This window comes from Pedobacter cryoconitis (assembly GCF_003259615.1).
GTDB classification, from domain to species: domain Bacteria; phylum Bacteroidota; class Bacteroidia; order Sphingobacteriales; family Sphingobacteriaceae; genus Pedobacter; species Pedobacter cryoconitis.
Map to the genome: position 1 here is coordinate 48028 of NZ_QLLR01000027.1, position 13595 is coordinate 61622.

Annotated in this window: 11 protein-coding genes; 3 read left to right on the plus strand and 8 right to left on the minus strand. The window is 40.4% G+C overall.

Going from position 1 to position 13595, the window contains the following annotated elements; translation table 11 throughout:
• Window positions 1-117: 117 nt before the first annotated feature.
• From LY11_RS20565 to LY11_RS20585, 5 genes are all read right to left on the minus strand, one after another.
• Window positions 118-516, minus strand: a complete 399-nt coding sequence (locus LY11_RS20565; RefSeq protein ID WP_111635511.1) for a c-type cytochrome — start codon at window positions 514-516, stop codon at window positions 118-120.
• Window positions 517-625: 109 nt separating this feature from the next.
• Window positions 626-1681, minus strand: coding sequence for a sugar phosphate isomerase/epimerase family protein (locus LY11_RS20570; protein ID WP_111635512.1), 1056 nt, complete (start codon window positions 1679-1681; stop codon window positions 626-628).
• A 6-nt stretch (window positions 1682-1687) separates the two neighbouring features.
• A complete protein-coding gene (locus tag LY11_RS20575; protein WP_111635513.1) occupies window positions 1688-2845 on the minus strand; it encodes a Gfo/Idh/MocA family protein in 1158 nt (385 codons plus the stop codon).
• Entirely contained in the window at window positions 2845-4545 is a 1701-nt protein-coding gene (locus tag LY11_RS20580) for a GMC oxidoreductase (RefSeq protein ID WP_111635514.1), read from the minus strand. Before LY11_RS20580 ends, LY11_RS20575 begins: the two co-directional genes overlap by 1 nt.
• Window positions 4546-4562: 17 nt before the next feature.
• Window positions 4563-5216, minus strand: coding sequence for a gluconate 2-dehydrogenase subunit 3 family protein (locus LY11_RS20585; protein ID WP_111635515.1), 654 nt, complete (start codon window positions 5214-5216; stop codon window positions 4563-4565).
• 281 nt (window positions 5217-5497) lie between these two features.
• On the opposite strand from LY11_RS20585, the gene LY11_RS20590 reads away from it, so the two are divergent.
• The 3 genes from LY11_RS20590 to LY11_RS26770 are packed head-to-tail and all read left to right on the plus strand — an operon-like array spanning window position 5498 to window position 7439.
• Window positions 5498-6448 (plus strand): NAD-dependent epimerase/dehydratase family protein, encoded by a 951-nt coding sequence (locus tag LY11_RS20590; RefSeq protein WP_111635516.1) that lies wholly within the window; start codon window positions 5498-5500, stop codon window positions 6446-6448.
• A 17-nt stretch (window positions 6449-6465) separates the two neighbouring features.
• Window positions 6466-7191 (plus strand): YebC/PmpR family DNA-binding transcriptional regulator, encoded by a 726-nt coding sequence (locus LY11_RS20595; protein WP_111635517.1) that lies wholly within the window; start codon window positions 6466-6468, stop codon window positions 7189-7191.
• A gap of 56 nt (window positions 7192-7247) precedes the next feature.
• Window positions 7248-7439: a hypothetical protein gene (locus LY11_RS26770; RefSeq protein WP_170132737.1), complete on the plus strand. Its 192-nt coding sequence runs from the start codon at window positions 7248-7250 to the stop codon at window positions 7437-7439.
• Window positions 7440-7632: 193 nt separating this feature from the next.
• On the opposite strand, the gene LY11_RS20600 is transcribed toward LY11_RS26770, so the two are convergent.
• The 3 genes from LY11_RS20600 to LY11_RS20610 form a co-directional block, all read right to left on the minus strand.
• Complete coding sequence (locus LY11_RS20600; protein ID WP_111635518.1) at window positions 7633-8415, minus strand: carboxylesterase family protein; 783 nt, start codon at window positions 8413-8415, stop codon at window positions 7633-7635.
• Between the two features lie 83 nt (window positions 8416-8498).
• Complete coding sequence (locus LY11_RS20605; RefSeq protein ID WP_111635519.1) at window positions 8499-10214, minus strand: RagB/SusD family nutrient uptake outer membrane protein; 1716 nt, start codon at window positions 10212-10214, stop codon at window positions 8499-8501.
• Between the two features lie 15 nt (window positions 10215-10229).
• Window positions 10230-13502 carry a SusC/RagA family TonB-linked outer membrane protein gene (locus tag LY11_RS20610; RefSeq protein WP_111635520.1) on the minus strand — a complete coding sequence of 1091 codons (3273 nt, stop codon included), beginning with the start codon at window positions 13500-13502 and terminating at the stop codon, window positions 10230-10232.
• Between the last annotated feature and the right edge of the window lie 93 nt (window positions 13503-13595).

The following is a 13595-nucleotide window of genomic DNA, read 5'->3' on the forward strand; positions in this document are numbered from 1 at the left end:
GTTTTAGGTTATGAAGCCTGCATGAGTTTTGTCAGTTAAACTCTGAGTGTAAACTCATGCAGGTTCCATGCTTAATACTATTTGGTTAGATAGGGATATGCAGGTGTTCCGGAAAACTTATTTTTTCAGTGACAAAATCCAGGTCACCATTTGTTTAGCGTCTTCTTTGCTTAAGTTAGGGTGAGGTGTCATTGGCAGATCGCCCCATGTTCCTTTACTTCCGGCAATAACGACATCAGCTAATTTGTTGATGTTTTCTTCGCTTGAAGGGTATTTGTCTGCAATATCTACATATGCAGGTCCGATTACCTTTTGAGTTTTGTTATGGCAGCCGATACAATCTGCTGTAGCTATTAGTTTTTCACCAGGCAACATTTCTGTTGGTGTTTGCGCTTTTACCGTAGTTTCAGTATCTGTTGAAGCTGCTGAAGTTGATCCTTCAGTAGTAGATCCCGGGTTTCCGCAAGAAGCTATTGCTAAACTAATACATCCCAAAATTAACAGTGTCTTTTTCATAATGTTCTTATTGTTCTTTAATGGTTATGAAGCTTTCATGAGCTTTTTATCCTGATTATAAAAGGTAAGCTCATTCAGGTTTCATTGTGTGTGTTTTTGTATTTACTATTTATTTTATACCTAATATTTGTTTGTTGAATTCTGAATCTGCACCTGTCGCAGCGAAATCATCAAATGCTCTGGTTGTTACCGGAATGATGTGGTTTTTGATAAACTCAACACCTTCTCTTGCACCAGTCTCAGAGTCTTTAATACAGCATTCCCACTCCATAACTGCCCAGCCTTTAAAGTCATACTGAGCAAGTTTACTGAATATCGTTTTGAAATCTACCTGTCCGTCTCCCGGAGAACGGTAACGGCCTGCACGATTTGCCCAGCTTTGGTAACCGCCAAAAGTCCCTTGTCTGCCAGTTGGGTTAAATTCTGCATCCTTCACATGGAAAGCTTTAATCCGCTCATGATAAAGATCAATATACTGGATGTAATCCAGCTGTTGTAATACAAAGTGTGACGGATCATATAATAAACATGCTCTTGGATGGAAATTTACCTGCTCCAAAAACATTTCATAAGTTGCCCCGTCAAATAAATCTTCACCAGGGTGGATCTCATAACAAACATCTACACCACAAGTATCAAATTCATTTAATATCGGTAACCAGCGGCGGGCAAGTTCTTTAAAACCTTCCTCTACTAACCCTTCCGGTCTTTGTGGCCAGGGGTGGAACATATGCCATAAAAGTGAACCACTAAAAGTAGCATGCGCATCCAAACCAAGATTCTGAGAAGCCTTGGCAGCATACTTTAATTGCTGTACTGCCCACTCCGTTCTGGCCGCAGGATTATTCTGGTACGCAGCAGGTGCGAAACCGTCAAATACCTTGTCATAAGCAGGGTTAACTGCTACTAACTGACCCTGAATATGCGTAGAAAGTTCTGTAATTTCCAGGTCATATGAATTGATTTTTCCTTTCAGTTCATCCGCATAGGTTTTACTTTCTGCTGCTTTCTGCAAGTCAATAAATCTGTTATCCAAGGTTGGCATTTGTATACCTTTGAACCCTAAATCTGCCGCCCATTGACAAATCCCGTCAAGGGAATTGAACGGGGCCTGTTCTCCAATAAACTGGGCTAAAAAAACTGCTGGTCCTTTGATTGTTGTCATCGTTTCTTATATTTTAAAATCAAACCATTTCTGGTCTGACAGCCCTGAGGCTACTACATTTTCTATAAAAGCCATTCCACGTACACCTTCCTCTACACCAGGGAAATCTAACATTTCCGGAGTAGGGGTTTTACCTTCTTCCTTTGCTTTTAAAGTTAACGCGAAATTCCGGTAAATGTTAGCAAAAGCTTCCAGATAACCTTCCGGATGTCCCGCAGGTGTTCTTGCATTAAATTGTGCCGCCGGGGTTAAATAACCTTGTCCCGCACGAAACAGTTGAGTAGGTGCATCCAGCCATTTTACTTTCAGCGTATTCGGTTCTTCCTGGTGCCATTCCAGGCTGCCTTTTTCTCCGTAAACTTTGATTTTAAGTGCATTTTCTTCACCCGCAGCAATCTGTGAGGCAACTAAAACGCCATTCGCTCCATTGTTGAACTTCAGCAATACGTTCCCATCGTCATCAAGCGCGCGGCCATCTACCATAATATTCAGGTCCGCGCAGATTTTTGTAATCTCCAGGCCTGAAATATATTCAGCAAGTTGTGCAGCATGTGTTCCAATGTCTCCCATACAGCCGCTGATCCCACTTTTCGAAGGATCGGTTCTCCACGCAGACTGTTTATTACCATCACGTTCAGAAGGTAAACTTAACCAGCCCTGAGGATACTCTACCAGGATTTTTCTGATCTTTCCGAAAGCATTATCCTTTACCATCTGACGCGCCTGCTTAACCATCGGATAACCAGAATAGGTATAGGTAAGACATAAAGTCAAACCTGTTTCCAGTACTTTGTCCCTGAGTTGTTTAGCTTCTGCTAATGTCAGGCTGATCGGCTTGTCAATGACCACGTGGAAACCATGTTCCAATGCCAGCATTGCGGGTGCGAAATGTGCGAAATTAGGGGTAACAATAGTCACAAAATGCATTCTTGTATTTTCAGGCAGGAGACTCTCTTTTTCGATCATCTCCTGGTAAGTCCCGTAATTTCTGTCTGCTGCCAGGAACAATAATTCACCCGATTCCTTAGCGGTTTCAGGATTGGAACTTAAAGCTCCGCAAACCAGTTCAATCTGACCATCTATATTGGCTGCAATACGGTGGACGGCGCCTATAAAAGCATTTTTACCGCCACCGATCATCCCCATTCTAATTTTACTATTCATTAAAGATTACCTTTTTTTAGTTCACTTACTGCAAAATCTGCTGCTCTTGCTGTTAAAGCCATAAAAGTCAGCGAAGGATTTTGACAAGCAATCGATGGCATACAAGATCCATCAGTTACAAATACATTTTTAACTTCATGCATCTGGTTCCATTTATTTAATACTGAGGTTTTAGGATCATTTCCCATACGGGCTGTTCCTTGCTCATGGATAGCCATACCTGGAGTTGATCCCGCATCATAAGTTTGTACATTTTTGATTCCTGCTGCTTCAAGCATTTCTGCCGCATCATTCATCATGTCAATACGCATTTTTTCTTCGTTACCTTTAAACTCACAGTCGATAGCCAATACCGGCATTCCCCATTTATCTTTTTTGGTTTTATCAATATAAACTCTGTTTTCATGGTAAGGAAGAGATTCACCGAAACCACCTAATCCCATTTTCCAGGCACCTGGCTGCGTCATCAGATCTTTAAAGTCGCCGCCAAAAGCAAGTTCAGCTACGTCTTTATGCCATCCTGTACGGCTTGCACCACCCTGATAACCGAACCCACGTAAGTAATCACGTTTATCGCCACCCATGTTCTGGTACCTTGGTACATATATCCCATTTGCCCTGCGGCCATAAGTATATTTGTCATCAAAACCTTCCGCATCTCCCGAAGCACCGCATCGGAAATGGTGATCCATTAAATTGTGTCCAAGCTCACCGCTTCCATTACCTAAACCAGTAGGATGTTCAGCAGAAGTTGAGTTTAACAATAAGAATGTACTACCTAAGGTAGAGCCATTTACAAAGACAATCTTTGCAAAGTATTCTATGTTTTCTTTAGTCTCAGAATCGATGATGACTACACCCGTTGCTTTTTGTGTTTCTTTGTCATAAACGATATGATCAACTAAAGAGAAAGGGCGTAAAGTAAGATTTCCAGTAGCTACAGCAGCCGGAAGGGTAGAAGATTGAGTACTGAAATATGCGCCAAAAGGACAACCTCTGCTACATCTGTCACGGTATTGACAACTACCTCTTCCACCATGGGGAACAGTCAGATTGGCTGTACGGCCAATAGTCATGATACGTGATTTTTTCCATTTGTCTTCTATTCTTTTTTTGACATCTTTCTCCACACAATTCATTTCCATTGGCGGCAAAAAGTGTCCATCAGGTAATGCAGGCCAGTTTTCTACCTGACCACTAATTCCTGCAAATTTTTCAACATGGTCATACCATGGGCTTAAGTCTTTATATCTGATTGGCCAGTCATTACCATGACCATCTTTTTTATTGTCTTCAAAGTTCAGGTCACTAAAGCGGTAACTTTGGCGGCCCCACATTAATGATTTTCCACCTACGTGAAACCCGCGGTACCAGTCAAAACGTTTTACCTCAGTATACGGACATTCGTGGTCATTTACCCAAAAGCTTTCATTGAATTCCTGGTAAGGATAATCACGCTTTTGTACTGGGTGTGCCTCTTTTTGTACTTCAGTTAATTTACCACGGTGTTCAAATTCCCATGGCTTTTTCATTGCTGTAGTATAGTCTTTTATATGTTCAATATTTCTGCCGCGTTCAAGCAACAGAACTTTAAGTCCTTTTTCAGTTAGTTCTTTTGCTGCCCATCCTCCACTTATTCCTGATCCGACTACGATAGCATCGTATGTATTTTGTGCGGTTGCTTTTGTGTTTAAATTCATGTGTTTTGGTAAATAGATTAAGAAGAATAAACTTTTTGTCCAGGTTTTAAATCTACACAGCCATTGTAACGGCCGGGAACCTCAATGTACTCTAAAGCCTGTGTTGCGCCAATTTCTGAGGTGAAATAACCTAGCATAGTTAAATCTCTCGCGATGGCAAAAAAGTAAGATGGGCCTTGTGGTCCAAATTTCGCTGCTTTAACAGTATTTGTCAACGCTTTTCCTGTTCCTTTCGCTTTTTCTGCGGCTGCAGCTTTTTCGCCATCAGCTTTTTGAGCAGCAACAGTCTCATCTCTTACTTTTCCAAGTAATTCTCCGCGTTCTTTTACAGAAATTTTAAGGAACGAATTGTTGTATTCTTTTTTAGAACGTGCTTCCAGATCTTCAAGACCTTTCACAAATACGTCTTGTGCCTCTTTAGGGTAACAGTCCCTAACCATCATTGAAATCCATGGCCCGACACCTGCTGCTTTTGCCCCCGGTGTTTTTGTCGATGGGATAATAATGTCTGCTACTTCAGTGATCAACTGGTCCTGATCTGCTGAAAATAGTCCCGATCCTTTCTTGGTGGAAGGGGTGTTACAGCTGTCAAGAAATACTCCGATTGTAGTAGCAGATAATGCGCCTCCCATTAAAAAGGCAATGTTTCTGACTGCGTCTCTTCTTTCCATACTTTGATATTTGGTTATTTAAGGTGTTGTTTATACACTATCAACTACTAAAAATAGAAAAAAAATAGACGTAACGAACAAAATATTGATATTTAATTCTTCCTTATCTTGCTTTTGTTACACCCTATATTCATTCTAAATAAGGATTTAGCAAAAGGATGTCTAAACACCGTTTTAAGGGCGATTCAGACATCACTTATTAAATATAAACAATAGCTGTGTAAAAACATTTTTCAACAGGTTTCGTGCAATTTTTTACCTTTGCCAAAATCAAAAGACCAATGACCGAAAAAATACTAGTATTAGGCTCTAATGGGCAGATAGGAACTGAACTGGTTACTGCACTGCGCAAAACTTATGGTGAAGACAATGTAGTGGCCTGTGATATTCGCCGCCCTGATTACGACATTAAGAATTCAGGACCTTTTGAGTTCGTCAATGTTTTAGAGAAGGATACTTTAAATACCATTTTTAGTAAATACAAGCCTAGCCAGGTTTATTTGCTGGCTGCTTTATTATCGGCTACGGGTGAGCAGAATCCAAAGCTTGCCTGGGACCTGAATATGAACGGTCTGCTGAACATCCTTGACCTGGCAATTGTCTATAAAACGGCAAAAGTTTACTGGCCAAGTTCAATTGCAGTATTCGGGCCTAATTCTCCGAAGGATCAGACTGAACAGTACTGTGTGATGGACCCAAATACTGTTTACGGAATCAGTAAATTGGCGGGTGAAAGATGGTGTGAGTATTATCATCAGAAATTTGGTCTTGATGTACGTAGTATTCGTTACCCTGGTTTAATTAGCTGGAAGGCTGCTCCGGGTGGTGGTACAACGGATTATGCGATACATATTTTTCATGATGCTTTAAAGAAAGCGAGTTATGCTTCTTTCCTTTCTGCTGAAACGGAATTGCCGATGATGTATATGGATGATGCGATCCGTGGAACAATAGAATTGATGGATGCTCCGGCAGATCGTATTTCTATTCGTTCGAGTTACAATTTTGCTGGTGTAAGTTTTACGCCTGAAACTTTGGCAGCGGAAATAAGGAAACATATTCCGGAATTTACATTAACTTATACTGCTAATGATCCTCGTCAACAGATCGCTTCAAGCTGGCCCCGTTCGATGGATGATCAGATTGCAAAACGTGACTGGGGTTGGAAGCCTGAATTTGATCTGTCAAAAATGACGATTGATATGTTAAACAATTTAAAAAAGATAGGGTAACCTATATAATTTATACCATGGGAAGAGCATTTGAGTTTAGAAAAGAGAGAAAATTTAAGCGTTGGGCTAAAATGGCCGTGCAGTTCACCCGTATAGGGAAAGAGATTGTAATGGCTGTAAAGGACGGTGGTCCGAATCCTGATACGAATTCACGTTTACGTACAGCGATCCAAAACTCTAAGGCGGTAAATATGCCGAAAGACAGGGTGGATGCTGCAATTAAAAGGGCTTCTAATAAGGATGAGAATGGTTACGAGGAGCATGTTTACGAAGGATATGCACTTCATGGTGTAGCTATATTAATCGAAACTGCTACTGACAATACAAACAGAACAGTTGCTAACGTACGTAGTTATTTTAGTAAGACTGGTGGTTCTTTAGGAAAAACTGGTTCTCTGGATTTTATTTTTAACCGTAAGTCTATTTTTAGATTTGTACCGGGGGAGAAGGATATGGAAGAGCTGGAGTTCGAATTGATCGATGCTGGTTTGGAAGAGTTATACCTGGAGTCTGATGAAGAGGGTAATGATATTGCCGTTGTTCAAACTGCGTTTGAAGATTTTGGTAAGATGCAGAAGGCGCTGGAAGATTTAGGCTTTGAAATGAAAAGTGCGAAATTGGAAAGAATTGCGATGTCTACAACTCCTATTTCTGAAGAACAGGCGCTTGATGTTTTCAAACTTATTGATAAGTTGGAAGATGATGACGATGTACAGGCTGTTTATAACAACATGGCTGAGTAGGAAGGGGGGTATCCTCTGGAATAAAAAAACCAAGAAGTAGTTTTCTTTTGACGTTCATGAAGAATGAACAATGTCAGAAAACTTACTTCTTGGTTTTTTTATTTCCATCCGAACTGGGGGGAGTTGGAAAGGTTAGAAAGAAAGAAAGAAAGAAAGAAAGAAAGAAAGAAAGAAAGAAAGAAAGAAAGAAAGAAAGAAAGAAAGAGAAGAAGCCCCTGACCAATCGCAGAGATAAGCCGCATATCTAAAAAAAAAGTCGCTGGATAGTTTTCTGACATTGTTCATTCTTCATGAACGTCAGAAGAAAACTGCCAGAGACCTTTTTTTTTGTATTATGGATTAATTTTAAGATTCTTTTCAAGGATTGCTCTTAGAAAAAACTTTAAGGATTCCCGTCGTATAAACAACTTTAACAATCGCTTCTGTGAATCTTTTAAAAAACTACTTCTTATGACTGAACAGCCAGGGCAAAAACTTTGGCTCTGCAAAAGTAGAATCCCAGCTGTTATGATTTGCATCAGGATAAAGCGTAAACTTCACCTCTTTACCAATAATTTTTAACTGGTTAGCGATAGCAGTAGATCCGGCTGGTGGTACCACATCATCTTTCCCACCGTGGAAAATCCAAAGGGGAACGTGTTTGTATTTTTCAACGTTTGCAATGTTATCACCTCCGCAAATTGAAAAAGCAGCGGCAAATGTTTTGGGTTTACGTCTCAGGAGTTCGAAAGTTCCCATACCGCCCATAGAAAGTCCGCCAACATAAACTTGTTCGTGATTAATGTAAGGTTTATCAAGAAGGTTATCTATCATTCCTAAAAGGGCTTTCATCGCTTTTGTAGGTTTTCCGCGTTTTTGATAATCAAAGACTCTTTTTCCGGCGGAATCTGCACCCATCTTTACATTTGCCCAGAAACTGTCTGCTGAGCATTGGGGGAAAACTATGATTGCGGGGTATTGTTCACGAATGTCGTTTCTCAGAAAGAGCTTTCCGCCGTGTAATAATTGTTTTTCGTTATCATTTCCGCGCTCTCCACTGCCGTGAAGAAAAAACAGGATTGGGTATTTTTGTTTGGGATCGAAGTGTTCGGGGAATAAAATGCGGTAGGAGATACTGTCTTTACCGTCAATATAACTGCCTTTATCGTATTTTTTGAAATCCTGAGCCTTGGTTTGCAGGGTGAAAAGGATGGAAAACCAGAGAATTAATTTGAAGTGTTTCATACAACTAAATTAAAAAAACCCGCTTGAATATAAGCGGGTTTTAATGAATTAATGTTTATTTAAATGGTTAAACCATTTGTTTGTTAGTAACCAGGGCTCTGTACTAATTTACCATTACTTCTGTCAATTTGATCTTGTGGTAATGGCCAGTACTCATCGCGTGGTTTTAAACTGATACCTTTAAGGTAATCGAAGTAGGTGCCTTCAAAAGCGAAATAGCTTTCCATTGTGGCTTTAACGACACCCCAGCGTACAAGGTCAAAGTACCTGTGTCCTTCTAAGGCTAATTCTAATCTGCGTTCAGTACGAACAGCAGTTCTTGCATAATCAGCACTTGGAAAAGATGGATAGTTGCTAACTTTGTAAGCGGCAGCAGGTTTTCCATTCGCAAGCAGCAAAGGAGGGATTTTTGAAGCGCGTTCTCTTACTGCGTTTACTAAAGTTAAAGCTCTTCCAAGGTCACCAGTCTCCACTGCACACTCTGCAGCCATCAGATAAATATCTGCAAGACGAATCAGATTAACGTTTAATCCAGTAACATTTGGACTGCCAGGAGCAGCGCCACTTGCAAACTGGGCAACTTCAATTGTGTTTTTAACAGCAAGAAAAGGTCCGCCATTGCTTGCATCACGAATCCAGGCATCACCAGGCATCAAACCCCAATCACGAAATGGAACTCCTCTTCTGCCTAAAGTAGGGTCAATCCTTGGATCTAAAGCCAAGTCTGTATTCAGGACATAGTTATTCTTTGGAACCTCTTCTAATCCAAAATCAGAAATATAAGGCGTTGCGCGATAAGCCGCAACAGCTAATGGCAGGCCATTAGCATCTACTCTGAATGAATTTGCCAAATCAATTGTAGGCTGGAAGAAACCACAGCAATTAATTGGCGCTGTGCCAGCAGGGAAGTTCAACATATCCCCAACATTTCCGTTATCACCACCTGTACCGTCTGTTCCTACAGAATTTTCTACAGCAACAATAGATTCCGGACCATCTTCTTTAGTAATATCGAAGTTATCTGAATAAGCTAAATTGACAAGAGCTGGCTTTGCAACTATAACAGCATTCAATAATGCGTAAGCTTCAGCATATCTTTTCTGGTATAAAAATACCTTTCCAAGATAGGCCTGTGCCGCGTATTTATCCATACGACTTTTTTCACCTTTTGGTTTTGTTACATTCAGGTTCGCTACCGCAAACTGAAGGTCCTCTATGATATTAGGATAAATATCTTTATCATTTGGTAAGATAGCTCCATTTGAAGCTTCAGTTACATAAGGCACAACTTTGAAAATCCTTACTAAAAAGAAATAATAATGTGCACGAAGTATTCTGGCTTCACCCTGAATTTCTTTCGCACGGGCATCATCAAATTTTGTAGTACCACCACCAGCTTGCAGTGAGGCTAAAACCTTCAATGTGTTGTTACAGCGCTGAATACCTTCAAAACATCTGTCCCATATATTGGAAAGATTATCATTTGTGCTGGTTGGAGCATGACGCTCTATGGCATTCATAAAGGGCTGATCACCGTTACTACTGCCTTTATGGGCATTATCGGAAGCAACCTCACCAAATAACCACTGGCTGGGGGCCGCACCATAATTACCCCAGGTACCGCTTACATTACCATTAAGTAAACCATAAGCACCGACCAATAAACCTTCAACACCATCCTGTGAGGTTAATTGCGGTATCGTCAGTTCGCCCTGCGGCTGAACCGTCAGAAATGACTTCTTGCAGGATAGCGTGCTGCAGATTATGAAGGATAGGAAAATATATTTTAAGTGTTTCATCTTTGTCTCTTTTAATTAAAATCCAACATTAATACCGATAATAAATTGACGTGGCGTAGGATAAACTCCCTTGTCAATACCAAGTGCTGAGAATTGATCAGCTGGCATACCGCCCCCAACAGAATTAGTAGATTCTCTCGTTTGAGTTACTTCAGGATCAAGACCAGTATACTTGGTGATCGTGAAAAGATTGGTCGCACTTACATAAACTCTCATTCTGCTGATACCAGATTTTGCACCAAATGTTTTAGCCGTTGGAATTGAATAACCAATCTGGATATTTTTCATCCTGAAAAAACTACCTTTTTGTACATAATAGCTTGAAGAAGCAAACTCCAGGTCTGATGCTCCCGCATAAGACGATGGTATCTGGCTTGAAGTATTGGTTGGGCTCCACGCATCTAACAATCTTGTGCTTTTTGCACCATCAAAGGATGGGAAATCGGTGAAGTAACGTGTTGCCTCGAAAATATCATTGCCCTGAACTCCATAAAAGAAAGCTGAAATATCGAAGTTTTTATAAGATGCGTTTAAATTGATGCCATAGGTGAAGTCTGGATTTGGATCTCCAATAACCGTACGGTCTTTTGCATCAATTACGCCATCACCATTAATGTCAGCATAGCGTAAACCACCCACTCTTGCCCCCGTATAAGATGGATTGTTTGCAATATCGGCAGCACTTTGATAGATTCCTGCTGTTTTGTATCCAAAGAATGAACCAAAAGGCGACCCTTCTTGTATTACACTAGTCTGTAAAGATCTATAGTTATTATACACCTGGTTGAAAATACCAGGAGCAAGCTTTTCGATTTTATTAACGTTTTTAGAGAAATTCAGGCCAACATCAAACTTAAAAGGGCTGTCAGATTTTCTTCCATAATGGTAGGCTGCATTAAGCTCAATTCCTTTATTGCTCATATCACCGATATTTACATAAGGTGAAGCAGACATTCCCACTACACTTGAAGGTTGCGGAAGGTTATAAAGCATATCGGTAGTTTTTTTACTGTACCAATCGGCCGATCCGTCAAACGCGCCATCCAATAAAGTGAAGTCAAGACCTACGTTCAGGGATTTTACAGTCTCCCATTTGATGTCAGGGTTTTGAAACGCCTTTTGCCAAACTCCAGTAGTCAGATTGTTGCCTCCATTAGTCGCATATGCAGCATTAACAATTGAACTTTCAAACCTGTTAATGTACTGATTTGCTGGTATCCTCTGGTTACCAGTTTGTCCATAACCTACACGGAATTTTAAATCAGATACCCACTTCACACTTTTCATAAAGTCTTCTTCAGAAATTCTCCATGCGGCACTTGCTGCAGGGAAATATCCATATTTGTTGTTAGGACCAAAATTTGAAGAACCATCACGGCGAAGGGTAATACTAGCCAGATAACGGTCATGATAAGAATAGTCAACTTTTCCAAATAAAGAAAAGAGGGAGCCAAGGGCACCGTAACTAGAGTTATTGATGTTGGAAGAACCATTATTCAGGTAATAATAATCCTGATTACCCAAAAGGAAGAAATCGTTTCTTCCACCATTAAGCTGACGGGACTTCGATTTAACAGCCTCTGATCCAACCAGTACATTTAATCTGTGCTTCTCATTGAATACTTTGCTATAGTTTAAAGTATTTGACCAGGTCCATTCTGTATTATAGCCCATGTATTCACTCAAACTATTAGAGTTATTACCTTCTGAAAATTCAAGATTAGGATAACGCATTGATAAACCATTATAGTTCTCGTAACGCAGACCAAAATTAGTTTTTAATACAAGCCCAGGTAAAATGTCACCTTCGCCATATACATTTCCGAAAAAGAAATTGCTTTTATTTTTATTGTCTTTTGCACGGTATAAGACAGCCAATGGATTTTCAGCATTACCCAGCTGACCACCACTACCTTTGCTACCAGCAAAATTTCCATTGATATCATAAACCGGAATAATTGTTGGTATACGATATGCCCAGCTCAATGCACTTCCCTGATCCTGATAATCTCCAGCGGTGTTTTGATTTACGCCCATCCCATAACCTTCAGAATAGCTATATTGTATATTTTCACCAAAGCGTACTTTTTTGTCAAAAGCCGAAACGCTGGTATTGGATCTGACATTATAGCGCTTAAACCCTGTATACTTTAATGTTCCTTTCTGATCCAGATAACCGCCAGAAAGTGTATAAGTAGCATTTTCACCACCGCCAGAGGCACTTAACTGGTAATTCTGAATAGGAGCCACATCTGTAATCTCGTCGAACCAGTTGGTTCCCTGTTGATTTGCTTTTGTAATCTGGTAAAATTTAGCAGGGTCACGGCTGTAATTATATTTTGAGGGATCTAAATCAGCAGCAGTAATTTGCTGACCTGTTTTATCACCCGCAAGCAAATATTCCGGTAATGTCGGAACTGAACCATTTCCATAGTTTGTTCCCGCTGCAATTTTTCTTCCGGCGTTTGTATAACCGTCAAATACATACTGTGCATATTGCTGCGGATTCATCATTTTTGGAAAGCTGCTTTTTCTTGGAGTCTGAGTACCATAATAAGAATCCAATGTGATTTTTGGTGCGCCCGCTATTCCTTTTTTAGTCGTGATAATTACAACACCATTGTTTGCTCTTGATCCGTAGATGGAAGCCGAAGACGCATCTTTCAGTACCTGAAGGCTTTCAATATCATTTTGATTAAGCCATGATAATTTGCCTTCAAATGGTACACCATCGATTACATAAAGGGGTTCATTGTTATTAATTGTACTTGTACCACGAATCCTGATTTGTGGGGTTGAACCTGGTGCACCATCGTTGATGATCTGCACACCAGTTGCCTTACCTTGTAAGGCTTCCACAGCACTCGCTGCTGGCTGAGCTTTTAAAAGGCCCATGTTGACTACAGCTACAGAACCCGTAAGATCCTTTTTACGTTGTGAAGAGTAACCTGTTACAATAACCTCAGTCAGGTTGTTGTTGTCGGCCAGTAAAATTACGCTGATATTGGTTTGTTTACCAACCGGGACCTCTTTACTGCCATATCCAACAAAGGAAACAACGAGTACATCAGTTGGTTTTACAAGAAGTGCGAATGCACCATTTCCGTCTGTGGTCGTGCCACCCGGAGCATTTTTGATTTTAATGGAAGCGCCGATGACCGGTAATTTATCATCGCTGCCGATGACTTTTCCGGTGATTTTGCTTTGGGCCATTGCGCCGATAGCGAATGACAGGCCCAGGCACAAGAGAAGGAGAACCCTCTTGAAAAGTGGTAGATTTCGTTGCATAAGTTATATTTGGTTTAGTTGAAGGGATGATTAGTTATAAAGCTGTTTTATAGATTATTATTTTAAGGGTGAATAAATAGGTGTATATAGTTA